This is a genomic window from Pyxidicoccus caerfyrddinensis (genome assembly GCF_010894405.1).
In the GTDB taxonomy this organism is placed as follows: Bacteria; Myxococcota; Myxococcia; order Myxococcales; family Myxococcaceae; genus Myxococcus; species Myxococcus caerfyrddinensis.
This window is the reverse complement of sequence record NZ_JAAIYA010000019.1, coordinates 60,629-84,609: the sequence shown is the minus strand read 5'-3', so window position 1 is coordinate 84,609 and position 23,981 is coordinate 60,629. Positions and strand designations below refer to the sequence as shown.

Genomic DNA, 23,981 nt, shown 5'->3' with positions numbered 1-23,981 from the left:
CTCAGCTCACTGAATGTTGGTGACGATCTGCGTCTGGCACGTGACCGGGTCGATGAAGGACCGGGCCGCGTCGACGGTGCAGACGGCGCCGCCGTAGGTGCCGAAGAAGACCGTCGCCGCGCAGCTACCGGCGTTGTCGCTGACCTCCACCCGCCAGACGCACGTCTTCGAGGTGGCCGGAGCCGACGGGTTGACCGTCCAGTAGTACTGCTGGACCACCGGGTTCGGCGCGACGGGGGCGGGGGCGCTGACCTGGTACCCGCAGAGCGACCCCGGCGGACACGGGTAGGGAGTGAACACGCCGTTGAACGTACCCGTCACGGTCTGGAGGCCCAGGGAGAGGGTGGAGGTGGTCTGGTTCTGCACGAAGAGGTTCTCCAGGGCGGGGCCGATGGACTGCCCGGGAGCTCCCCGCAGCACGGGAAGCTCAACCCCCTCCTCGCGGAGGCTGACGTATTCGCCACGCTGGGAGAACAGGTCGGGGAACTCCACCTGCCCGGCGAACGCGATCGACGGCGTGAGGGACAGCAGCGAGACAGCCAGGAAACGCTTCACGTTCCTCGTCATGGACTTCTCCTGTGGTGTTTGTGCTGGGTTGGCCGAAGCCAATGCCTTACTAACATCGCCCTCAATTCAATTGCAAACGCAACCGGGCAATTCCTGCATTTCCAACACGCATGAACGATTGCGACCCTGGCGTGTTACCCGGCTGTTTGAATGTCAGACTAAGGGGTTTCCACGTCCTGAACAACGACACACACCGCGTCACTTGACGAAGGAGCAAGGCTGCCTCTGTCAAAGCCAGACACATCTTCTCTGGAAGAAGTCCATGACGAGGAACGTGACGCGTTTGCTGGCCGCCCCTGTCGGACGTCCCACGGGCCAGCTCCCTCGGGAGCTGGCCCCACGCCACGCGCGTCTCCATTCGCCGCCCCGGGCCTACCGTTCGCCGCACCCCGCCCGCCGTTCACAGCATGGGGCGGAAGCGCGCCTTCACGCCGCGCCATCCTGGCGCCATGCGAAGAACCGTCCTGCTTCCCCTCCTCTCCCTGCTGCTGCTCACCCTCCCCGCCTCCGCCGCCGACGACGCCCGGGCCCGTGTCCAGGCCGCCGCCGAGGCCATGGGCGGTGAGGCCCAACTCCGTGCCTTGTCCAGCCTGCGCATCCAGGGCATCGGCCACTGGAACCTGCTGGAGCAGTCCGAGCGCCCTGCTCCGCCGTGGCTCGTCATGTACGAGCAGGTCGACGAATTGCGCGTCCCGTCCCGCCAGCGCCTGCGCCAGAAGACCGAGAGCCGGGGCGCGGCGGGGCTCGGCACGTGGCAGTCATTGACGGTGCTCATGGATGGCGACGTCGTCGCCATGGAGCGCGACGGGCAGGTCCGCCCCACCGGTGGCGCCCAGCTCCAGGACATGCGCGAGCGGCTCGACTTCGCGCCCGAGCGCGTGCTGCTCACCGCCCTGGACGCCGCCGACCTGCGCTCCGCGCCGGACACGGTGCTGCAGGACGTGCCGCACCACGTGGTGACGTTCCACCACGGGCGCGCGGCGGTGCGCCTGTTCCTCAATGCCAACACGGGCCTGCCGACGCTGGTGGAGACCGAGGACGCGCACCCGGCCGACATGTTCTGGAGCGTCTGGGGCGACGTGCGCACCCGGCTGTTCTTCCAGTCCTGGTCGCTGGAGGCCGGAGGGCTGCGCTACCCGCGCAACTGGGAATGGCAGCGCAATGACACCACCTACCACGCGTTCACCGTGACAGCGCTGGAGGTGGGCGCGAAGGCGTCCGACGCGGACTTCGCCCTCTCCGACGACGTGCGCAAGGCCTTCGCTTCCCGCCGGGACATGACGGTGGATGACACTCCGCTGGGCCATCCGAGCCGCCCCGCCGTCGAGCTGGCGCCGGGCGTGGTGCACCTGCCCGGCCGCTGGGACGTGGCCCTGGTGAAGCAGGATGACGGGCTGGTAGTGATTGAGGCACCCATCGCCTCCGGTTACTCGGCGCGCGTGCTGGAGGAGGCCGCGAAGCGCTTCCCTGGCGTGAAGGTGAAGGCGGTGGTGTCCACCAGCGACGCGTGGCCCCACATCGGCGGCCTGCGTGAGTACGCCGCGCGCGCAATCCCTGCCCACGTGTTGGACGTCAACCGTCCGCTGGTGGAGCGGCTGCTGAAGGCGCCCCGGACGCGGGTGCCGGATGCGCTGGCGAAGACGCCCCGCGCGGCGAAGCTCCAGGGCGTGGGCCGCCGCACGACGCTGGGCACGGGGACGAACCGGCTCGAGCTGATTCCGGTGCGCACGGAGACGGGCGAGCGGATGCTCTTCGTGTGGCTGCCGGAGCACCGCCTCCTCTACACCAGCGACCTGGTGCAGCCGGGCCAGGGCGGCGGGTTCTTCAACCCTCAACAGCTCTCGGAGACGGTGGACGTGGCGGCGCGCGAGAAGCTCGACGTGGCGCGCGCCTTCGGCATGCACCTGGGCGCGACGGAGTGGAAGGCCCTCACCGACGCGGTGGAGAAGGCCCGCGCTCCCGCGACGGCCTCGACGGCGCCCTGAGCCCCAGCGCTATCGGGCCCGGCCCAGCCGGCGCTCCAGGTGCTCGCGGCGGTTGCGGCTCACCCGCAGCCGCTGCCCCGTTTCCAGCACCACCAGCAGCTCCGTGGGCGAGGCATGGTGCAGCTCGCGGATGCGCTCCACGTTGACGATGGCCGAGCGGTGGATGCGCACGAAGCGCTCCGCGTCCAGGCGCGCTTCCAGCGCCGCGAGGCTCTCGCGCAGGACGTGCTCCTGAGGACCCACGTGCAACGTGACGCAGTAGTCGTCGGCCTCTATCCAGTCGATGTCCGCGATGGAGACGAGCACGGAGCGGGTGCCCACCTTCACCAGGAGGCGGCCCGCGGAGTCGGCCGGACGCTCGGGCCTGGGCTCCGGCGGTGGCGCGGGGACGGGGGGCGCGGGCGTGTCCGCGAGCAGGCCCGCGAGCCGGCGGCCCAGCTCCACCGCCTCGCCCTGGCGCAGCCGCTGCCGGGCGCGCTGCAGGGCCTCGTCGAAGCGCTCGTCCGCGAAGGGCTTCACCAGGTAGTCCACCGCGTGCACGTCGAAGGCGCGCACGGCGAAGGCGTCATACGCGGTGATGAAGATGACCGCGGGCATCTGCCCCACACCCACCTCGCGGATGACGCCGAAGCCGTCCAGCTCCGGCATCTGCACGTCGAGCAGCACCAGGTGCGGACGCAGCTCGCGGATGGCTGTCACGGCCTCGCGCCCATCGCGGCACTCTCCGCACACCGTCACCTCGGCGTGCCGGGCCAGCGCGTGACGCAGACCCCTGCGGGCCAGCGGCTCGTCGTCCACCAGCAGGACCCGCAGCTCAGCCATGGGCGCGCTTCTCCAGGGATGCAGCGCTGTCCTCTCGCAGCGGCAGCAGGACGGTGGCCACGGTGCCCGGGCCCCCGGCCACACTGGCCACGCTGACGCGCCCCGCGTCTCCGTAGAGCTGGGCCAGCCGGGCGCGCGTGTTGGACAGGCCGATGCCCGGGCTGCGCTCCAGGTCGAAGCCCACCGGCAGCCCCGGCCCGTCATCCACCACCGCCAGCTCCAGCACGTCACCCTCGCGCCGGGCACGGATGCGCAGCACGCCCGCCGCCGAGCGCATGGACACGCCGTGGCGGATGGCGTTCTCCACCAGCGGCTGGAGCACCAGGTTCGGCACGCGCGCGTCCAGCACGCCCGCGTCCACATCCCAGTCCACGCGCAGCCGGTCCTGGAAGCGGAGCTGCTGAATCTCCAGGTAGCGCGACAGCACGGCCACCTCGTCGCGCAGGGGCACCTCCTGGGTGGCCCCCTGCTGCAGCAGCCGGCGGAGGATGTCGCTGAGCAGCACCAGCATCCTTGCCGCCGTGTCCGTCTCCTGCTCGCGCACCAGCACGACGATGGCGTTGAGGGTGTTGAAGAGGAAGTGCGGGTGGAGCTGTGACTGCAAGGCCTGCAGCCGGGCCTCGGCGAGCTGCACGGAGAGCGCCGCGGCCTGCCGCTCGTTCTCCCGGGCGCGCCGCTGCGAGTCCACCGCGTACGCCACGCCGAGCACCGCCGCGTACGTCATGGCCATCATGGGCATCCAGCCCAGCCAGTAGCGCAGCACCAGCACGGGCAGCGGCGGCGGGTTGCCCATGGCGGGCATGAACGCCACGTGGCACAGCGTGTACACCAGCGAGAAGAGGCCGCCGACGCCGAGGCACGCGGCCAGGTGCCCGCCCACGGCGCGGGCCTCCAGCGGGAGCCCCAGGCGCAGGCGGCGCGACAGGTGGACGAGCGCGGGCGTGGCGGGCACCCACACGTACCAGGCCGGAAGCTGCGAGGCGAAGGCCCGCCACAGGGGCAGCGGCTGCGGCCCGAGGCGGCTGAAGAAGTACGTCTCCACGGCGGCGAGCGTCGCCGGCACGGTCCACACCGCGGCCAGCCACGCCCACCGTCGCCACGCGTGGGGCGATGCGTTCTCCATGGGGGGCAAGATGCCCGGGAGTCTACCTCACGTCGACGGCGCGGTGCGGGCGGGCGGCGACTGGGGATGGGCCGCGAACCACTCGAACAGCGTCGAGGTGGAGCCGCCGAGGGCGGCCAGCGTCTCCTCCAATGCGTCCTGGTTGGCCCAGACGATGTCGCCCTCTCCGTGCTGCTCCAGCAGGCCGGTGATGAAGTGACACCAGCGCCCACCATCCCGCGCGGCGGCGAAGCCATAAGAGCGGCAGGACAGCGGCCGGTGCGAGTACACACGGCAGGCGCCCGACTCGCGGTCCAGGAATGGGCAGGTGTACGGCCGCGAGGCCCCGGTGCGCTCCAGCTCCGCCACGCGCTCGCGCACCTCCGCCCGGGCCTCGGCGGGCAGCCGCTGGAAGCCCTCCCACAGGTAGCGCCACTCCAGTCCGGTGAGCGGCAATGGTGCGGCCAGGTGACGGCAGCAGTGGTCGCATCCCCGCCGGCAGGGCCACCAGGCGTGCGAGCCGGAGATGTCCGCCGCCCTCGACTCGAGACGCCGGTACAGCGCCTCCAGCGCCTCACGCTGTGCTTCGGAGATGGGTTCCATGGCGACCCGTGGCGGTAGCTTGATACCGGACGTGCGCGGGGACAACTTCACCGTGAAGCCGTCCGGGACTCACGCCGGGTTTGCGCAGCCGCGTCTTCAACAGACTGGGGGCGGCGGCACGCTTGCGACCGCCGGTGCTTTGGTGCAGGAGGGCTCCGCTCGTGATTGTCCGTCCCCGTCCCAGTCCCCTGCGGCTCCTCTTCGTCGTGCGCGGCACCATCCTGCCGCGCGTCCTTCCTCACGTGCTGGGCATCGCGACGCTGTCGTGCCTCGTCGTGTGGGCATCCAGGCAGAGCGGCCTTCGACTGCCGATTGCCTCACCCGCGCCGCTGTCCCTGCTCGGCATCGCGCTCTCCATCTTCCTCGGGTTCCGGAACAACGCCTCCTATGACCGCTGGTGGGAGGCTCGCAAGGTCTGGGGCTCGCTCCTCATCGAGCTGCGCGCCTTCTCACACGAGGCCATCACCCTGCTGGACGACGGCCGCGCCGAGCTGCCCCTCGAGGGGCGGCGGACGGCGCGGCGGCTCGTGCACCGGAACATCGCCTTCGCGCACGCGCTCGCCGCGCACCTGCGCGGGCACGATGCCGCGGAGGACATCTCCCGCTACGTCCCGGAGCCGGAGCGCTCACGCGTACTGACCAGCCGGAATCGACCGAACGCCCTGCTTCGCGAGCACGCCGGGGAGCTGGCCGCGCTGCGGCGGAACGGCCGGCTCGCGGACATCCCCTGGGGCTCGCTCAACGAGCGGGTGCACGCGTTGATGAGCGTGCTCACCGCCTCGGAGCGCATCCGCTCCACCCCCGTGCCCTTCACCTACACGGTGCTGCTCCACCGCACCGCGTACCTCTTCTGCCTGCTGCTTCCCTTCGGCATCGCCGAGGCCCTGGGCTGGTTCACGCCGGTGCTCGCGGCGATGGTGGCCTACACCTTCTTCGGCCTGGACCGGTTGAGCGACGAGCTGGAGGAGCCCTTCGGGAATGCCCCCAATGACCTGCCCCTGCTCGCGCTCGCCCGCACGGCGGAGATGAACCTGCTCGAAGCCCTGGGCGAGCCGCAGCCCGAGCCGTTGCAGCCACGGGACTTCATCCTCCCGTAGCCGTCAACGGGAGCCCGCTACCAGCGCAGCGCCTGGAGCAGGTTGACGTAGTCGTCCGTCCACACCCTGCGTGACAGCAGGTCGTCGGACGCACGCACCTCACTCCACCCCAGGTGCTCGTTCAGCCAGCGGGCCTGCGACGGGCTCGCGGTGAGGGCGAACCAGCGGCTCGGGGACAGCCCCCGTTCCAACTCCGCCGTGCTCAGTGACTCGGCGCCGCTGAGCGCGCATTGCAGCCCGAGCGACGCACCCAGGCGGGTGAGCACCGGCGCCAGGTCGAACAGCCGGCTGGAGATGTGGAACAGCAGGAGCCCTCCGGGCCGCAGCTTGTGCAGGTACAGGCCGAGCGCTTCCCGCGTGAGCAGGTGCGTGGGGACGAAGTCGCTGGAGAAGGCGTCCAGGATGATGACGTCGTACGCCTGCGCCTCCGCCTCCTGCAGGCGCAGCCGCGCGTCACCGGTGACGACGCGCACCGCAGCGGCGCTGCTCCCGAGCAGCGTGAAGTGGCTGCGGGCGAGCCGCTCCACCTCCGGGTCCAGCTCGTAGAAGTCCCACTGCTCGCCCCCGCGCCCGTAGGCGGCGAGGCTCCCGATGCCCAGCCCCACCACCGCCACGCGCGCTCGCGGCGCGGACTCCGCGAGCACGCGGCCCACGGGCGAGCCCCGGTGGTAGTACAGGAGGGGCTCGCCCCGGGCCTCCGCCGCGATTCGCTCCACTCCGTGCACCGTGCTGCCGTGCTGGAACATGCGCAGCCCGTTCTCGTCCTTCACGGTGTAGAGGCCGTAGAACGTCCGCGAGCCGTCGACGCGGCTGTGCAGCAACTTCACCGCCGCGAGCGCCAGGATGCCCGCCATGGCCACCGCCGCGCCCGCCGCCAGCAATGGCGCGCGTCGGTGCTGGGCCTCTCCCCGCTCCTTCAGCGCGACGTCCCGCGCGAAGAGCGCCGCCAGCACGAGCAGTCCCGCCACGCCGTAGTCCACGTAGGCCATGGCCAGCGAGCCCAGCAGCAGCGGCACCCCCAGCACGATGAGCGCCGTGCCCAGCCAGCCGCCCACGGAGATGTGCAGGTAGTACGAGCCCAGCAGGCCCGGCTCCTCGGGCCGGCACCGCGCCAGGCTCGCGTGCAGCAGCAGGCAGCCCACCCAGAGCACCGCGCCGTGGAGCGCGAGGGACGGGAGCACCGAGGGGACTCGCAGCAGCGCCGCGACGGCCGCTCCCGCCGCCACCAGCAGCCCCACCATGCACAGGCGGTGGAGGCGCTCGGGCGTCAGCGGGCTCCGCGCGAAGCTGAGGATGAGGGTGAGCAGGTAGAGCGTCAGCGGGACAATCCACAGCAGGGGCATGGACGCGTCCAGCGTGAGGACGTTCGTCACCGCCATCAGCAACGCATTGGCGCTCGCCGCGAGCATCAGCCAGGCGAGCCTCGCGGTGAGGCGCGTCCCTGGCGCCGGCCCGGTGACGGGGGCTGGGACGGGAGCGCCTCCAGGAGCTCCGTCCGCGGGCCGCACCGTCCGGATGCACAGCGCAGTGAGCAGCACGAAGACGCCGTAGGCCGCGTACCAGACGCCGAGCTGCGCGCGCGTGTCGAGCGCAGGCTCCACCAGGAAGGGGAAGGTCAACAGCGCCAGCAGCGCGCCCGCGTTGGACGTGCCGTAGAGGAAGGTCGGGTCGTTCCGGGCCGGGTGCCCGGTGCGAGTGAGCCAGCCCTGGGCCACGATGCTCGTGGTGGACAGCGCTAGGAAGGGCCAGCCGAGCGACAGCACCAGCGTGACGATGATGGCCACGATGGGCGGCAGCGCCACGCTCCTCAAGTGGAAGGGGAACGTCACCACCGGGAACAGCACGAAGGCCAGGTGCGCCCAGCGGTAGCGCCCCGACAGCACGAGGGACGACAGCCGGCCCGCGTACAGGTAACCGAGTAGCAGGACGCCCTGGTAGAACATCATGCACGTCGTCCACACCGCCGCGCTGCTCCCATACGCGGGCAGCAGCAGGCGCGCGACGATGAGCTCCACCTGGAACAGCAGGAACGAACCCAGGAAGACGAACCCCTGGAAGCGCATGCTCACGGGCGGAGTCGGGAGGCGGAGGGGCGCTTTCATTGCGTGCGCGGGAAGATGACAGAGGCCCGCCTCCCACCGCCAGCGGCCCTCCGTCACGCAGGGACCTCGGCACCGGCACGGGCTGGGGAATGCGCTGCGACTCCGAGGCCCCGTTCCTCCAGGAGGCTCACTCCGATTCGGGCTTCTTCCCGGCCAGGCGAGCGCTCCTCTGGTAGCGGCGGGCCAGCCGGGTCCGCAGGTTGAAGGGCGTGCCCCACTCCCGCGTGAGCCTGTCGGCGCGAGCGTTCAGCTCCGCACGGGAGCGCTTCGTCGCGTCCGGAAGCCCGACCAGGACCTGGTTGGCGGACGACTCCACGGTGAAGGCGTAGAGCTGGGTGAAGCACTCCTTCCAGGTGGGTGCCATGGAGGAGTTCTGCCGTCCCTGGGCCCTCAAGACATTGCCGACCACGACGCCACCCGGTGACAGGCGCGCACGGGCCGCGAGGAGGAAGTCCCGCGTGGCCAGGGGGGCGGGGATGCCACGCGCGCCATAGGCGTCCAGGAGGATGGCGTCATAGGGCGGACCGGGTGTTTCCATGAAGCGGCGCGCATCCGCCACGTGGGCACGGAGCTCCGCGTCCTCGTGGAAGCCGAAGTAGCGCCGGGCCACGTCCAGCACCTCCGGGTGGAGCTCCACCGCGTCGACGTGGACCTGGGGGAGGACTTCGCGAAGGAACATCGGAATGGCGCCGCCTCCGACTCCCACCACCAGGATGCGCCGGGGCTCCGCCACGAAGGCCAGGGCCGCCACCATGGCGCGCGTGTAGTCGGACTCCAGCCGCAGCGGGAACCCCGGCCACACCACGCTCTGCGCCGAGCCCAGCCAGCCGAACTGGAGGTGCCGCCGGCCCTCGTCGTCCTCGCTGACGACGAGGAGTCCGTCCCGCGACTTCGCCACGTGCAGCAGCTTGCGGGGGTGTTCGAGCGCACGAGAGAGCCGTGCCTGGGCCATCACGGCTCTCTGGGCCCTGCCCTCCGGTTGAGGGTGGAGCCGCACCAGCCGATGCCAGCGGGTGAGCGGAGTCCTCCACGAGTCCGCGAGCCCTGCCTGGCCATCCTGGCGCATCCACATCACGGCTGGAGCATAGGGGGAATGCGCGAGGTCCACTGTCACTACGTCGGCAGCTTGATGCCGGACAGGCGCTGGAACAGCTCCACCGCGAAGCCGTCCGTCATCCCGGAAATGTAGTCCGTCACGCAGAGCAGGCGCTGGTACTTCGTCAGCCGCTCAATCGCGGCGTCGCGCTCGGGGGGCTTCTTCTGGTCCGCGTCCGCGAACTCCGGCCGCTGGAAGGACTCCATCGGCAGCAGCTGCCGCAGCTTGCGCTCCTCGCGGTTGGGCGAGTCCGTCACCACCGCCAGCGCGAACATGTCCAGCAGGCCGCCCAGCGTCTTGAAGCCCGCGCTCTCGATCTGCAGCACCCGCTCGCTCTCGTAGCCCTGGCGCCGGGTGATGCGCTTGATTTCATCCAGCTGCTCGCGCACGTCCTTGTCCGCCGACACCAGCGGCGTCTCCCACTCGCCCCGCTCCATCTCCTCCGCGTGCGCCAGGAACACCTTCACGCACGCCGGAATCAACAGGCCGATGGCCCGCGCCCGCGCCTGCGCCATCCGCGTCTCCAGGTGCGAGGGCGGCGGCCGCTGCGGCTTGTCCGACGGCGGCGGAGGCAGCACCTGCTCCAGCAGCCTGCACGCCTGCTCCATGGGAACCAGCCCCAGCTTCGCCGAGTCCTCCAGGTCGATGACCGCGTAGCAGATGTCGTCCGCCGCCTCGACGAGGAAGGCCAGCGGGTGGCGCGAGAACACGCCGGGCTCGCGCTCCTTCAACCCCAGCGCCCGGTAGGCCTCCACCGCCAGCGTGTGGTCGTCCTGGAAGTAACCGAACTTCTTCTCCGACACGCGCCCCTTCTCCGGCGAACGCCCGTCGGGCAGCACCGAGGGACGCGGGTACTTGCTCATCGCGCCCAGCGTTACCGCCGTGTAGCGCAGCCCGCCCCACCGCTCGCGCGACTGGAGTCGGGTGAGGATGCGCAGCCCCTGCGCGTTGCCCTCGAAGCTCTGCAGGTCCTTCCACTCCGCGCTCTTGCCAAAGGGGCTCGTGCGCTCCGGCCCCGGGGGCACCAGCCGCTGCTCCACCCAGTGCTGGATGGCCGCCTCCCCTGAGTGGCCGAAGGGCGGGTTGCCGATGTCATGCGCCAGGCACGCCGCAGCGACGATGGTGCCCAGATGCGAGGGCTCCACCTCCACGCTCTGCTCGCGCGAGAGGTGACGCCCCGCCAGCTGCCCCAGCGAGCGCCCCACACACGAGGCCTCGATGCTGTGGGTCAGCCGAGTGCGCGTGTAGTCGCTGGACGACAGCGGAAACACCTGCGTCTTGTCGTGCAGGCAGCGGAACTCGCTGGAGAAGACGATGCGGTCGTAGTCCCGGTCATAGTCGGTGCGCTCGTCCGGCAGGAGGCGCTCGTCCGGCGGGGGCGCGGCCTTCTCCGCCGCGCCCTCCTTCGCCACGGGGGAGCCCACCCGGTGCGGCGAGAGGAGCTGCCGCCATCTCTCCGTTCGACTGCTGCTGCCCACGGCTGCCTCGCTCTGCGAAGGGACCTGGCGCCCATGCTGCTCCGGCCCCGGCGTGAGGCAAGTTTCCCGGGCACACACCGGACACCTACCGCCCACCGGGCCGGCGAGCAGGCCCCGCGCTCCCCGCTCCGGGAACATCTCCGCGCTGGACGTGGCGGGTGCGCATGGGCAGCCTTGCGCGCCGTTCCACCCTCCACCCTTCCGAACCGAGGAGTCCTTCCATGAAGCTCAAGGCCCTATGCCTCTCCGTGTCGCTGCTGGCCCTCCCTGGAGTGGCCTCCGCGCAGAGCCCGCTGGATGCCATCAAGAAGACCGCGGGCGACGCCGGCAAGGGCGCCGTCGAGAAGCGCGTCAACACCAAGCTGATGGACGAGGGCCGCAAGAATCAGTGCGGCTTCAAGACGGGCACCGCCACCCTGGAGCCCGGCTGCGACGCGAAGCTGAAGAAGCTGGCCTCCGCCCTCATCGACGCCAAGAAGCAGCTCGATGGCGCCGGGGCGAAGAGCTACAAGTTCGAGGTCTCCGGCCACACGGACTCGTCCGGTGACGCGGCGAAGAACAAGAAGCTCAGCGAGGAGCGCGCGGAGACCATCGTCAAGGAGCTGGTGACGCGCGGCGTGCCCCGCAACGAAATCATCGCCGTGGGCTTCGGCTCCGAGAAGCCCCTGGTCAAGCCGGACGACACGGCGGCCAAGAAGGCGAAGAACCGCCGCTACGAGCTGCAGGTCCGCCTGTAGTCCTCAGCGCGCCCCCGCAGCTACGGAGCCCGCGGTCCTCGCCGCGGGCTCCACCACCGCGTCCGTCTCCCCGCGCGGCCGCTCCTGCGCCGCGGGGATGAACGTCATCGCCCGCTCCGCCAGCGCGGTGATGGTGAGCGACGGATTCACGCCCGGGTTGGCGGAGATGGCCGAGCCGTCCACCACGTAGAGCCCGTCGTAGCCGAAGACGCGGTGGCGGTGGTCGATGACGCCCGTCTCAGCGGAGTCCCCCATGCAGCTGCCACCGAGAATGTGCGCGGTGGTGGGGATGCCCAGCAGCGTCTCGCTCACCATCGTCATCGGGTAGCCGTCCAGCTTGTCGGACACGCGCTTCGCCAGGTCGAACGCCTCCGGCATGTTGGAGGTGGGCGCGGGCCCTTCCTGGAGCCCCGTCCTCACGCCCCGGCGCAGCGCTGTCGTCAGCCCGCGCCCGCGCCGCATGCGCAGGTGCCCCTCCAGCGTGCGCATGTAGAGGAGAATCATCGTCCGCCGCGCGAAGTCCGGGACGAACCACGCCTTGAGGAAGCGCACCGGGTGGCGCGCGAGGATGCCGAACAGCCGCGCCAGCCGCGCGAACATCGTGGCCCCGGGCACCTGGGGCGCCATCAGCAGCCGGAAGAAGCCCGAGCCCTCCGAGTAGCGCACCGGCTCCAGGTGCGAGCGCGCGTCGGTGTGCAGGATGGAGCCGATGGCGATGCCCTTGGACAAGTCCTGCTCCTTGCGCCCGCTGACGATTCCGATGAGCGCCTCGGAGTTGGTGCGCACGCCGTCGCCCAGCCGGTCCGACAGGCGCGGCAGCCCGTCCGCGTGCTCCTTCAGCTTCAGCAACAGGTCCATCGTCCCCAGCACGCCACCGGCGAAGATGACGTTGCGCGCGGTGAAGCGCACCTTCTCCCGGAAGAAGCTCCGGGCACCGCGCAGCGCCTCCACCTCGTAGCCACCCTCCGGCAGCGGGCGCACCCACGTGACTTCCGTGTCCGCGTGCAGCGTGAGGCCGCGCTTCTCCGCCAGGTACAGGTAGTTCTTGTCGAGCGTGTTCTTGGAGTCGTGCCGGCAGCCGAGCATGCAGCCACCGCACGAGATGCAGCCGGTGCGCTCCGGGCCCTCGCCGTTGAAGTACGGGTCCTTCACGGTGACGCCGGGCTCGCCGAAGTAGACGGCCACGGTGGTGGGCTGGAAGTCGGTGCGGCCCAGGTCCTCGCCCACCTCCTTGAGCACCTTGTCCGGGACGGTGGTCAGCGGGTTGACGGTGGCGCCCAGCATCCGCCGCGCGGTGGCGTAGTGCGGCGCCAGCTCCTCCTTCCACCCGGCGAGGTGGCCCCACGAGGGTGACTGGAAGAAGTCGTCCTTCGGGATGGGCAGCGTGTTGGCGTAGACGAGCGAACCGCCGCCCACGCCCACGCCGGACAGCACCGTGACGTGGCGGAAGAACGTCATCTTGAACAGACCGCGCCAGCCCATTTGGGGCATCCAGAGCCAGCGCTTCAGGTCCCAGTTCGTCTTGGGGAAGTCCGGTCCGCGCAGCCGCCGGCCCTTCTCCAGCATCACCACGCGGTAGCCCTTCTCGGTCAGCCGCAGCGCGCTGACGCTTCCGCCAAATCCCGAGCCGATGATGAGCCAGTCGCAGTCCATGAGCGTCCGCCTCCCAGTCCCATAACGGGGCCCCGCCGTGCGCGTCCGCACGGGCCGGCCCGGAAAGGGCCCACTCTATGCCAGAGCCGGAGCCTGTCCGGGGCGCGGAAGCGCGAGCGCTCGCCTGCTCGCAGTCAGTTACTGCCGAGCAGCCGGGTGACGGCCTGGAGCACCGAGGCCGCGGTGGCCGGGTGCTTCACGTACGCCGCGGGGTTGAGGTTCGTCAGCCGGCCCACCAGCGAGTCCGGGCCACTCACGTTGACCATGACGATGCGCGCCCCGGGGCGGCCGGCGGCCCGGAGCACGTCGAGCGCCGTGCCCGTGTCGACGACGATGATGGGGGCGGGCTTGTCCGGCGCCGGCTCCGAGATGACGCGCAGGGACTGCTGGGCGAACAGCTCCGTGACGAGCGTCATCAGCTTCGCGTCCAGCAGCCGCACCAGGACGACGGGCCGCGTGTCCACCTCCTGGGCCTGCGCGGCCTGGGGCGCGGGGCCCTTGCCCAGCTCGCGCACGTCCGTCTTCAGCAGCTCCATGACGTCCGACTTGAGCACGCTCCGCACGCGCTTGAGCAGCGACGCATCCGCCGCGAGCAACTCCTTCAGCCTCCGCTCCGTCTCCGCCGGGAGCTGGGTGAAGGCCACGCCCATCTCGTCCTCCCTGGCCCAGGCCACCTGGCCCTGCGCGAGCACCGGCTGGGACGCGTCGGGAAGGCGGATGCGCAGCTCCAGGGTGCTGCCCACCGGCAGCACGCGAGCCGTCTTGATGGCCAGGCCGCCGGCCCCGATATTCTTGGTGTACGCGCGCACCACGTCGGCCTGCGTCGCGAACGACAGCTCGAGCACCGCGTCCGCGCGCACCGGACGCGCCGGCATCGGACTCCCCTCGGGCGGCAGTGCCCCCAGCTCGAGGAGGACATCCCGCAGCAGCTCCAGTCGCTGCTCCTGCTCGGGGCTCAGCGGCTGTGACTTCTGCTTCGCGTGGAGGGCGTTGTACTCCTCCAACACATTCCCGTGCGCTCTTGCCATTCCCATTCGACGGCCCCCGTGCCAACGCGTGAACTCTACCGTTCTCCGCGCTGCCACGAAGGCGGGACGAAGCGAACCCATCACGGGTCAGACCTGCCCCGCTACGCCAGCGAGCAGGGGCGCGAGCGCCCGCGGCGCGCCGCTCATGCGGAGGCACCGTCCTGCTCCGCGGCGAAGGGCGCCACGTCCGTCCCGTCCCGCGCGGGGTGCAGCGGCAGGCGGATGACGACGGTGGTGCCCTCCCCCTCCCTGCTCTCCAGCGTGAGCTGGCCGCCGTGCTGCTGGACGATTTCCCGCGCGATGTAGAGCCCCACCCCCAGGCCGCCCCGGTCATGCACCGTCCCCGCATGGGGCCGGTAGAAGCGGTTGAACAGCCGCGCCTGCTTGTCCGCGGCAATGCCGATGCCCTCGTCCCGGATGGACACCCGCGCCGAGTCCCCTTCGTTGGCCACCGTCACCTCCACGGCCGCCGACGGCGGGGAGTAGCGCGCGGCGTTGTCGAGCAGCGCCACAAGCACCTGCTCCAGGCGGGCCGGGTCTCCCCACACGGCCACCTCCTCATCCGCGTGCACGTGGATGGGGTGGCGCGGATGCAGCTCGGCCATCCGCCGCGCCGTGTCCTCCACCAGGGACTTCAGCTCCAGGGACTCCTTCTCCAGCCGCATGCGCCGCAGGTGGAGCTGGGACACGTCCAGCAGCGTGCGCACCACCTGGTCGATGCGGTTGGCGCCCCGGTCGATGCCCTCCAGCAGCCGGCCCAGCGTGGTGTCGCGGCCCGCGTCCGTCTTGAGCGCCAGCTGCGCGAAGGACTTCATCACCGTCACCGGCGTCTTCAGCTCGTGCGCCGCCATCCGCACGAACTCGTCCTTGAGCCGGTCGAACTCCACCGTCTCGGTGATGTCGTGGAGGACGACCACCGCCGCTGCCGCCCGGCCCTGCTCGTCGGGAATGGGGGCCGCGTTCATGCGCAGCACCCGCTCACCGCCGGGCTTGACGGCCCGGATGTCGCAGTTGCGGACCACCTCGCCTCGCAGGGCCCGGAACAGGGGCAGCTCATCGCGCGCCAGGGGGACGCCGTCCAGGGTGCGCAGGGAAGCGCCGCACCCCGGCTCCCATTCCCGGGCCTCCGCCTGGGACACGTCCGCGTCGCACATCCGCTGGCCCGCCGGGTTCACGAAGGACTGGCGGCCATCCGGGTCGGCCACGAAGACGCCCTCCACCATGTGGTCGATGATGGCCCGCAGCTCGGCGGAGCGGCGCCGCAGCTGGGCCAGCAACTGCTGGCGCTCCTCCTCCGCACGGCGGCGCCCGGTGATGTCCGAGACGAAGGCGTAGACGCGGTGCGCGCCGTCGGTGGGCACCGCGGCGAGGCTCGTCTCCACCGGGAACACCGTGCCGTCCCGCCGCACCGCGTACGCCTCCAGGCGGCAGGCGGGGATGATGGAGCAGCCCCGGGTGATGATGCGCTGGAGCTGGCGGTTGCGCTCCTCGCGTTCCTCGGGCCTGCAGAGGAGGTCCACCGCCGGGCGGCCGAGGACGTCCTCGCGGCGCCAGCCGAACATGCGCTCCGCGCTGGTGTTCCACGTCACGAGCCGTCCCTGGGTGTCCACCGCGGCCACGCCGTCCATGGACGTCTCCAGCACCTCGCGCAGCATGCGCTCGCTGCGCTCCAGCGCCTCCCGCTCCTGCTCGCGCCGGGCGAGCGTCCGGGACAGCTCCCGGACGTGCAGGGTGCGCATGCCGGCCACCATGCCCGCGAGGAGCGCCACCCACACGGTGACGCCCACCGCCTGGAGCGTGACGTGCAGCCGGCGGGAGTGGGCGAAGAGCCAGTCTCTGTCCGTGGAGACGTGGACCGTCCACCCGGCGTCATCCACCTCCGCCTTCTGCGTGTGCAGGTCCTCCCCCAACCGGTGGGCCTGCTCGTAGGCGCGCAGGTCCGCGATTGTCAGCTCCGGCACGGCGGTGGTGCCCGAGCCGTTGCGCGCGCGCGTCCACGTCACGAGCGACGCTTCCCGGGGATGGGCGAGGAGCCGCCCGGCGCGCGTCACGACGTAGAAGGTCTCATGCGACGCGGTGTTCGCGCGGGCCACCAGGGCCACCAGTTGCGGGAGGACGACGTCCACCGTGACGACACCTCGCGGCGCCCCGTCCACGCCCCCGAAGGACATGGAGAGGGTGGAGTAGACGAGGTCCACGTCGAAGTAGGGCTCGGTGAGGTAGGGGCTGCCCTTCGCCTGGAGACCCTGCTGGTACCAGGGCCGCTGGTGGTAGTCGTAGGCCGGCGTGGACCACTCGTAGGTGAGGACGATGTGCTGCGTCTCGTCCAACTTCCGGTGGGCATACGTCCCCACCCAGCGATGGCCGGGCTCCAGCGCGTACGGGCTGAACCACACGCCGATGCCGTAGATGGACTCGGGAGAGGTGGACGCCAGCGTGCCCTGGACGAGGTTCTCCACGGCGGAGCGCTCCCGTAGCGGCGCGGCCAGGGTCGCCACGGTGCGCGTCACCTGCCCCGCCGTCTCCAGGCGGCTCTGGAGCTGGCCGGCGAGCTGTTCGGCACGGTCCTGCTGCTCGAGCAGGGCCTCGCGCTCCAGGCTGGCGCGGGCCAGCCTGTCGAAGGCCATCAACCCGGCCGTGATGGCGAGCCCCAGCCCGAGCGTCACCGCAATCAGCAGCCAGCGTGGCGAGCGCAACATGGCTCTCCTCCACGCGGCGGGCGTGGGGGAAGGCACGACGCTCGACCCCTCCATCCCCGGCCAGCTCCGCCCGCGTCCGCCGTCAGGCGGGAAGAGAGGTGTCTCGGGCCCATGCCCTGAACGTGGGAGACGCGCGAGGCAGCGGCAAGCAGCGCGCGTGACATGCCCCCGGGCGGCTGCCCAGGAGACGCCCCCCTTGCGCCCCGCGTCCCCCGCCTCCGGGTCCGAGGCTTCCGTTCACTTTACGACACTCCCTAGATTCCAGTTAATTCAGGTAATTCACGAAAAGCAGGATGCCGCCCCGCCGTGAGGGCCGCGTAGCGCGGACCCTGTCCCCCGCCAGAGGAGCAGTGCGTATGAAGAGCTTGATTCCCGTTTCCCTGTTGCTGCTGAGCACGTCGCAGGCCTTCGCCGAGCAGAACAAGGCAGCCCCCAAGGACCGCGAGCTGTGGATCACCCTGGGCACGGAGGCCGTCGCGCCCATGCGCGAGTCCTTCAAGAGCGCGGGCTGGGAGGAGCCCACCGCCGTCCTCGCGAAGGACCAGGTCTCCGTGTTCCGCGTGAAGGAGTCGCAGCTGTCGCGGCTCGCGACGCTCATGCACGAGCGCTTCAACCGCTGCGCGGGCTTCATCACCCACGAGACGCAGGACGAGGCCGTGGCGTCGCTGCAGCCCGCCCCCGCGCTGGCGCCGCAAAGCCTGGTCACCTACACGCTCGACAACGCCACCACGGTGAACGCGCTGATGGGCTCCGTGTTGGAGACCAACGTGCGCGGCACCATCACCTCGCTGTCGGGCTACTCGACGCGCTACTACACGTCGCAGGGCGGCGTGGACGCGGCCAACTGGCTGCTGGCGAAGTGGAAGAGCTACGTGCCCGCCTCGCGCACCGACGTCACCGTGGAGCTGTTCCGGCACGCGAGCTGGGCCCAGCCGTCCGTCATCCTCACCATTCGCGGCACCACGTTGCCCAACGAAGTCGTGGTGGTGGGCGGGCACCTGGACTCCATCAACAGCTCGGGCGGCAACGCGCCGGGAGCGGACGATGACGCGTCGGGCGTGGCGTCCTTCACGGAGGTCATCCGCGTGGCCATGTCCCGCAACTACCGGCCTCAGCGCACGGTGAAGTTCATGGCCTACGCCGCCGAGGAAGTGGGCCTGCGCGGCTCCAAGGAGATCGCCGCCTACCACAAGAGCAACGCCATCAACGTGGTGGGCGTGCTCCAGCTCGACATGACGAACTACAAGGGCTCGAGCTCCGTGGATGTCGTCGTCATCACCGACTACTCCAACTCCGCGCAGAACACGTTCCTGCGCAACCTCATCACCACGTACGTGAAGATTCCGCAGGGCAACTCGTCGTGCGGCTACGGCTGCTCGGACCACGCGTCCTGGTACAACCAGGGCTACGCCGCCTCCATCCCCTTCGAGGCGCCGCTGGGCTCGGACAACCCCTACATCCACACGGCGAGCGACACGCTGTCGCGCTCGGGCGGCACCGCCACCCACGCGCTGAAGTACTCCAAGATCACCGCCGCCTACGTGGCCGAGCTGGCCAAGGGCACCGCGCAGTAGTCGCACCCGCCCCGCGGGCCTCCGTGCACTTCGCGGAGGCCCGCCGGGCCCGCATCAGTCGACGCGGAGGACCATGTCCGTGAAGGACTGGCTGGAGGTCGACAGGTCCTTGCACTGCGTGCCGCCCACCAGGCGCGAGCCCATGTCGAACAGGACCTGCACGTCCTTCGTTCCAGGGTACGGAATCACTGTCTCCGGCGCGGAGTCCGTGGGCGCCGTCAAGTCCCGCACCTTCACCGGCGCGCTGCTCGCGTCGCCGCTCCACTTCCACAGAGAGAAGGGCCCCGGGCTCTCGTCGTGCGGCCCGCTCAGGATGAGCACCGCCTGGTGCGCCTCGGACCACGCCAGGCCCCGGATGCCGTTGCCTCCCAGGTCCATCCGGAGGGCCTGACCGAACTTCGCCCGCGTGCCCGTCAGCACCGCGTCGGGGTTGGTCAGGGTGACCAGCAGCGCGCTCGTTCCCACCTGCGGGTTGCGGAAGCCGATGACCAGGCCCCCACCCGGCAGCTCGGCCAGTCCCTCCACGTTCGTCCCATTCAGCTTCGGCGCCAGGTCCGGCACCGTGGGCTCCGACAGCCGGGAGCGAGCGTTCAGCAGCGAGATGACCGTGGCGTCCGGCTGGAGCCAGTTGGCCGCGTCCAGCATGTCCTTCAACAGATTGGAGGAGCTTCCCGCGACCTGGAGCGACACGGCGGGCACCGTGCCCGCGAGGTCGATGGCGAAGAACCGGTAGCGCGAGGACTGCAGCTCCCCGTCCTTGTTCCGCGCGTGCGACGTGGTGACGTAGACGCGGTTTCCCACGCGTGCGGCATCCTCGAAGTCCGCCTCGTCCGAAGACGACAGGCCCAGCGCGCTGCCCAGGTCCTTGCTCTGGAGCGCGGTGGCGCTCTGCCCCTGCGGGAAGATGCGCGCCGTCTGCGACTCGTCGTTGAAGTTCAGGAAGCGGGTGGAGTCGATCCACACGCCGCCCGAGCCATCGCAGGTGCCCTTGTACGTGCCCGGGTTCGGGTCGAGCCCGGTGCCCCCGTCCGGCGTGCCCACGTCCCAGGTCACCGTCAGCCTGGGGCGGGCGCTCTTCGTCGAGTACTCGCTCGAGCGCAGCTCCAGTCGGTTGTCGTTGTCCTTGTTGGCGAGGATGAGCCCCTGGTTGCTGGAGGGCGTCGTCACCCACCGCCGTACCGCGTCCAGGCCCGCCGCGTTCAGCGTCACGGTGTACGTCCCGGTCGCGGCGGCGCGGAGGGAGCCGACAGAGGTCGTGTTCCGGTCTCCACTGCCGTCGGCGCCGTTCGACGCCCAGTCCGTGCTGCTGTCCGCCCGCTTCCACGTGACCTGGCTCTCCGTCCAGGCGCGCGTCAACTCGTAGAAGTCGTAGGTCTGGTCCGCCTTGTCGGACACGGTGACGGTGAGCGTGGCGGAGCGGATGAGTGCGTTCGCCGGAATGGCCGACACGTCCCACTTCAGCAGGATGAAGTTCTCGTTGCCGCTGCCCGCGGGCGTGTCCCCGCTCGCGGAGAGGCTGGTGTCACCGCCGTGGTTGGTGTCGGGGTGCTCCTCTTCAATCATCGCATCGCGGGTGCCCGCGTAGCTCGACGTCGGAGCCACTCCATCCTGGAACGAGGCGCTCTGCGCGCCCACGAGCTCCGTCGTGGAGCGGGCGGGCCCGGCCTCGTCGCCAGTGCCTTCGGGCTCCTTCGGTCCACACCCTGGAGCGAGCAGGAGGCCTGCCGCCAGCACCGCGACGATGGGGAACTTCAGTCCAGACATGTCCACTCCCTTGGCGCCCATGGGCGCGAGGGGCGGACGGTCCCCCACTCCCATCCGGACGGACTGTCACGAGTGGGTGGAGAGTCCGTGGACCGGTTGTGACGCGCCGGGTGGCCGGGTCAGAAGCTCCGGAACAGGGGCCGGCCATGGGACAGCCAGGGCCACGGAATCCCGAGCGCGATGAGCAGCAGCGCCATGAGGAGGCCCACCGCCCATACGCGGTGCTTCCGCTGGGAGTCGTCCGCGCGGCGGCTCAGCGCGGACGCCACGTGCGCGGCGACGAGCGCCAGGAGCATCATCACCGGGTGCTCCAGGCTGAAGAACCGGAGGAAGGACACCGACAGGTTCGTCCGCAGCGCCTCCATGGACCTCGGCGTGAGCGGGCTGAGCGCGAAGTAGAGCGTCATCCCGAGCAGCAGCTGGAGGTCGAAGGCGGAGACGAAGAACACCTGGATGCGGCGGTCGGCGCGCGTCCACTCCCGGCCGCGCAGCCAGCCGAGCAGCGACCTGCCGAGCGTCAGCACGCCGAGCACCACCACGCCCCAGCGCAGCCACGAATGCAGGAAGAGCACCACCGCGTAGAGCATGTCGTTCACCTGTCGGCCCGCGTGGGCGGCATGGCTTCAATCCACCGCTGGAGGAGCGCGTGGCCCCGCTCGTCGACGACGTGCGTGGCCAGCGGGGGCATCTGCGCGGCGGACCCGCGCTGGGCCACCCGATGCAGCAGCGTGCTGTGCTTCACGTCGCCCGGCGCCACGCGGAAGAAGTCGCCGCCGAACAGGCCCGAGGTCCGGAACAGGGACTTCACGCCCACCGCCGTCCGCCAGGTGTCCGTCTCCGCGACGGAGCCGAGCTCCGCCACCTCCAGGCGCAGGTGCAGCCCGGACGTGCTTCCCAGCGCCCCGAGGTTGGCGTTGTGGCAGGACACGCCGCAGTTCATGTGCAGGTAGCCCAGCGCTTCCGCCTCAACGGGCGTACCGGGGATGCGCGGTGGCGTGCCCGGCGCATGGGTGAGGAGTCCCTCCTGGACGAGCCGCTCCAGCGTCAGCCCCCGGGCCCCCGCGTGCGCGAGCGCCACCGCTTCGAAGCCGAGCACTCCGTCCCCTCGCCCGCCATGGCAGGCCTGACAGTCCGCCTGACTGGGAATCTCGTAGTCATTCGTCCCGGGGACGTGTTGCTCGCCGTCGGTGAGCTCCAGCGCGGTGCGCTCGTCGTCGCTCCAGTGGTACGTGGTGCGCAGCCACGTGCCGTCGGGCCGCTTCCACAGGAAGCGCGTCTCGATGCGATGGCCCTTCCACGAGAACTCCTTCCAGAGCTTCGTGCCGAGTGGGAAGCGCCACTCGTCCATGCGCGTGCTGTCCACGCGCGTGCCCGGGGGCAGGAAGATGAAGCGCGACTTCTCCAGGCCGTCGCTCCAGAGCGTGAGGCCCGGCTCGAAGGGGCGCACGCTGGCGGGCACCGTCTTCGTCGCCCAGCCCGTGCCGCCCTCGCCGTACAGCCCCGTGCAGGCCAGGTGCTGGAGTCCCTCGCAGCGGATGCCGCCGTCCACCTCCGTCCAGCCCGGTGCCTCCTGGGCAGGCTTCCGGTTGCAGCCCCAGCCGGAGGACAGCATGAGCATGAGGACGAGCGCGCCCGTGCGCGGAGTGGACATCCAACCTCCCGACATGCGCCACCCTAACGGCGGGCTCGGAATGGCTCGTGCGTCTTGATGACGCACCCGTCGCGGGCTCACTTCGAAACGGGGTGCTTGGCCAGCTTGCGCTGCAGGCTGCGGCGTTGGATGCGCAGCAGCCGCGCGGCCTGGGAGATGTTGCCTCCGCAGTCCGCGAGCACGCGCTGGATGTGCTCCCACTCCGCGCGCGCCAGCGACGGCACCTGGTGCTCCCGCGCCGCCGCCTCGCCCTCGGGCAGCGTGGCCCCGGCGAAGGCGAGCAGGATGTCGTCCACGTCCGCTGGCTTCGTCAGGTAGTGCGTGGCCCCCCGCCGCACGGCCTCCACCGCCGTGGCGATGCTCCCGTAGCCTGTGAGCACCACGAGCGTGGCACACGCGTCCATCGCCCTCATTTCGCGCACCAGCTCCAATCCGGAGCCGTCCGGAAGGCGCAGGTCGATGACCGCGTACCCGGGGCGCAGCTCGCGCGCCCGTTCGAGCGCCTCGCTCGCGCTGGCCGCTCCGTGCGCCGCGAAGCCATGCCGGCCGAAGGCGCGCACCAGCCGCTCGCGGTAGGGCTCGTCATCGTCGACGACGAGCACCGTGGGAACCACCTCACCCTGCCCCATGGACGGCCTCCGTCCGGCAGGGCAGCTCCAGCGTCACGCGCGTTCCCCGTCCCTCCTCGGAGGTCAGCTCCAGCCGGCCTCCGCACAGCTCCGCGTACGTCTGGCTCAGGAAGAGGCCCAGCCCCATGCCCTGCCCGGGCGGCTTCGTCGTGAAGAAGGGCTCGCCCAGGCGCGGCAGCAGCGCGCGAGGAACGCCGACGCCCTGGTCCTCCACCGTGAAGAGCAGGCGCTCCGCGTCCCCTCGCGCCGACACGGTGACGGTGGCCTGGGTGGCGTCGCTCGCCTGGAGCCCGTTGCGCACGAGGTTCACCAGCACCTGCACCAGCCCGCGCACGGGGCACCAGAGCGGCAGCTCAGTGCCCGCATCGAAGTGGAGGCGCGCCAGCTCCGCCGCCCCCAATTGCTCCCTCAGTTGCGCGAGCACCGCGCCCGTCGTGGTGCGCTCGGGCACTTCACCGAGCGAGCGGCCGGCCCGCGCGCTCATGCGCTCCAGGATGTCCCGGCACCGCTCCACCTCGTCGCGGATGAGGCGCGCATCCTCCAGCGCCTCGTTCGGCTCCTCCAGGATGAGGGACTCCAACTCATTCGCCGCGATGGCGATGGTGCCCAGCGGCGTGCCCAGCTCGTGCGCCGCGCCCGCGGCCAGGGTGCTCAGGGACGCGAGCTTCTCCGCGCGGGCCGCGAACTGCTGGGCCCGGACCACCGCCTCCTGCCGGTCCTTCAGCGCCGCCGCCACCCGGGCCACCACGAAGGCGATGACCAGCGCCGTGAGGACGAACGCCACCCACATGCCGAGCTGGTGGAGCGAGCCCCAGTCCCCTCCACCCGTGACGTGCGGCAGCGGGACGTGGAAGGCGAAGAGGCTGGCCTGGCCCAGCACCGCCACCAGGGCGATGAGCACCGTCCAGCGCGGGCCCAGCACGAGCGCGGCCAGCGTCACGTGCACGAGGTACAGCATGCTGAACGGGTTGGCCGGCCCACCCGACAGGGCCAGCAGCCCCGTGAGCAGGAGCAGGTCGAACGCGAGCACCCCGCCCAGCAGCGCCGGCCGCACCGCGGGAGCGCGGCGCAGCCACAGCGCGAGGAGGAGGTTGGACACCGCCGTCGTCGCCACCAGGGCGAGCAGCGGCACCACCGGCAACTCCAGCCCGAAGCCCCGCGTGGCGACAGCCACCGTCAGCGCCTGCCCGACGGCCGCGTGCCAGCGCAGCCGCACCAGCCACTCCAGCGCTATGGCGCTGGACGACAGCCGCGCCACCATGTCCCGCGCCGTGCGGCGGAAGGCACGGCGCGGTGGCTCCTGCGTCAGCGCCGGGGCGCCGTGCAGGCCGGCCCGGGCATCGGTGGGCGCGCTGGACACGCCACCCTTCTACCCCCCGGGCCGTCACGGGGCG

19 protein-coding genes are annotated in these 23,981 nt (G+C 71.1%); 4 read left to right on the top strand and 15 right to left on the bottom strand.

From position 1 onward, the window contains the following. Positions 1-6: 6 nt before the first annotated feature. On the bottom strand, positions 7-567 hold the full coding sequence (locus G4D86_RS35865; protein WP_163998630.1) for a hypothetical protein: 561 nt from the start codon (positions 565-567) through the stop codon (positions 7-9). Positions 568-1,016: 449 nt separating this feature from the next. On the opposite strand from G4D86_RS35865, the gene G4D86_RS35860 reads away from it, so the two are divergent. Then, positions 1,017-2,552 (top strand): MBL fold metallo-hydrolase, encoded by a 1,536-nt coding sequence (locus tag G4D86_RS35860; RefSeq protein WP_163998629.1) that lies wholly within the window; start codon positions 1,017-1,019, stop codon positions 2,550-2,552. Between the two features lie 9 nt (positions 2,553-2,561). On the opposite strand, the gene G4D86_RS35855 is transcribed toward G4D86_RS35860, so the two are convergent. From G4D86_RS35855 to G4D86_RS35845, 3 genes are read right to left on the bottom strand one after another with little or no spacing between them, the layout of a single operon-like run. Then, the gene (locus tag G4D86_RS35855; RefSeq protein ID WP_163998628.1) at positions 2,562-3,374 is read right to left on the bottom strand and encodes a LytR/AlgR family response regulator transcription factor; all 813 of its coding nucleotides are present in this window, start codon (positions 3,372-3,374) and stop codon (positions 2,562-2,564) included. Beyond that, positions 3,367-4,497, bottom strand: coding sequence for a sensor histidine kinase (locus G4D86_RS35850; protein WP_163998627.1), 1,131 nt, complete (start codon positions 4,495-4,497; stop codon positions 3,367-3,369). Before G4D86_RS35850 ends, G4D86_RS35855 begins: the two co-directional genes overlap by 8 nt. Positions 4,498-4,524: 27 nt before the next feature. Then, positions 4,525-5,079: a YkgJ family cysteine cluster protein gene (locus G4D86_RS35845; RefSeq protein ID WP_163998626.1), complete on the bottom strand. Its 555-nt coding sequence runs from the start codon at positions 5,077-5,079 to the stop codon at positions 4,525-4,527. Between the two features lie 161 nt (positions 5,080-5,240). On the opposite strand from G4D86_RS35845, the gene G4D86_RS35840 reads away from it, so the two are divergent. Beyond that, positions 5,241-6,176 (top strand): bestrophin family protein, encoded by a 936-nt coding sequence (locus G4D86_RS35840; protein WP_163998625.1) that lies wholly within the window; start codon positions 5,241-5,243, stop codon positions 6,174-6,176. 17 nt (positions 6,177-6,193) lie between these two features. On the opposite strand, the gene G4D86_RS35835 is transcribed toward G4D86_RS35840, so the two are convergent. The 3 genes from G4D86_RS35835 to dgt form a co-directional block, all read right to left on the bottom strand. Next, positions 6,194-8,239 carry a spermidine synthase gene (locus tag G4D86_RS35835; protein WP_240360664.1) on the bottom strand — a complete coding sequence of 682 codons (2,046 nt, stop codon included), beginning with the start codon at positions 8,237-8,239 and terminating at the stop codon, positions 6,194-6,196. A gap of 166 nt (positions 8,240-8,405) precedes the next feature. Then, on the bottom strand, positions 8,406-9,230 hold the full coding sequence (locus tag G4D86_RS35830; RefSeq protein ID WP_240360645.1) for a spermidine synthase: 825 nt from the start codon (positions 9,228-9,230) through the stop codon (positions 8,406-8,408). A 161-nt stretch (positions 9,231-9,391) separates the two neighbouring features. Beyond that, complete coding sequence (dgt, locus tag G4D86_RS35825) at positions 9,392-10,786, bottom strand: dGTP triphosphohydrolase (protein WP_163998623.1); 1,395 nt, start codon at positions 10,784-10,786, stop codon at positions 9,392-9,394. 287 nt (positions 10,787-11,073) lie between these two features. Here dgt and G4D86_RS35820 point away from each other — a divergent pair, with 287 nt between their 5' ends. Beyond that, positions 11,074-11,589, top strand: coding sequence for an OmpA family protein (locus tag G4D86_RS35820; RefSeq protein ID WP_163998622.1), 516 nt, complete (start codon positions 11,074-11,076; stop codon positions 11,587-11,589). 3 nt (positions 11,590-11,592) lie between these two features. Here G4D86_RS35820 and G4D86_RS35815 read toward each other — a convergent pair whose 3' ends face one another. From G4D86_RS35815 to G4D86_RS35805, 3 genes are all read right to left on the bottom strand, one after another. Next, positions 11,593-13,242, bottom strand: a complete 1,650-nt coding sequence (locus G4D86_RS35815; RefSeq protein WP_163998621.1) for a GMC family oxidoreductase — start codon at positions 13,240-13,242, stop codon at positions 11,593-11,595. A gap of 134 nt (positions 13,243-13,376) precedes the next feature. Continuing rightward, positions 13,377-14,270: a PilZ domain-containing protein gene (locus G4D86_RS35810; RefSeq protein ID WP_163998620.1), complete on the bottom strand. Its 894-nt coding sequence runs from the start codon at positions 14,268-14,270 to the stop codon at positions 13,377-13,379. A gap of 143 nt (positions 14,271-14,413) precedes the next feature. Next, positions 14,414-16,969 (bottom strand): PAS domain S-box protein, encoded by a 2,556-nt coding sequence (locus G4D86_RS35805; protein ID WP_163998619.1) that lies wholly within the window; start codon positions 16,967-16,969, stop codon positions 14,414-14,416. A 356-nt stretch (positions 16,970-17,325) separates the two neighbouring features. Between G4D86_RS35805 and G4D86_RS35800 the strand changes: the two genes are divergently transcribed. Next, positions 17,326-18,543 (top strand): M20/M25/M40 family metallo-hydrolase, encoded by a 1,218-nt coding sequence (locus G4D86_RS35800; protein WP_163998618.1) that lies wholly within the window; start codon positions 17,326-17,328, stop codon positions 18,541-18,543. 54 nt (positions 18,544-18,597) lie between these two features. On the opposite strand, the gene G4D86_RS35795 is transcribed toward G4D86_RS35800, so the two are convergent. The 5 genes from G4D86_RS35795 to G4D86_RS35775 all read right to left on the bottom strand — a co-directional run bounded on the left by G4D86_RS35795 (position 18,598) and on the right by G4D86_RS35775 (position 23,947). Next, positions 18,598-20,307: a DUF3616 domain-containing protein gene (locus tag G4D86_RS35795; protein WP_163998617.1), complete on the bottom strand. Its 1,710-nt coding sequence runs from the start codon at positions 20,305-20,307 to the stop codon at positions 18,598-18,600. A 119-nt stretch (positions 20,308-20,426) separates the two neighbouring features. Next, positions 20,427-20,894: a hypothetical protein gene (locus G4D86_RS35790; RefSeq protein WP_163998616.1), complete on the bottom strand. Its 468-nt coding sequence runs from the start codon at positions 20,892-20,894 to the stop codon at positions 20,427-20,429. A 5-nt stretch (positions 20,895-20,899) separates the two neighbouring features. Further along, complete coding sequence (locus G4D86_RS35785) at positions 20,900-21,958, bottom strand: hypothetical protein (RefSeq protein WP_205519994.1); 1,059 nt, start codon at positions 21,956-21,958, stop codon at positions 20,900-20,902. Between the two features lie 77 nt (positions 21,959-22,035). Continuing rightward, on the bottom strand, positions 22,036-22,587 hold the full coding sequence (locus G4D86_RS35780) for a response regulator transcription factor (RefSeq protein WP_163998614.1): 552 nt from the start codon (positions 22,585-22,587) through the stop codon (positions 22,036-22,038). Further along, positions 22,574-23,947 (bottom strand): ATP-binding protein, encoded by a 1,374-nt coding sequence (locus G4D86_RS35775; RefSeq protein WP_240360644.1) that lies wholly within the window; start codon positions 23,945-23,947, stop codon positions 22,574-22,576. The genes G4D86_RS35780 and G4D86_RS35775 overlap by 14 nt, the downstream gene beginning before the upstream one ends. Positions 23,948-23,981: the final 34 nt, after the last annotated feature.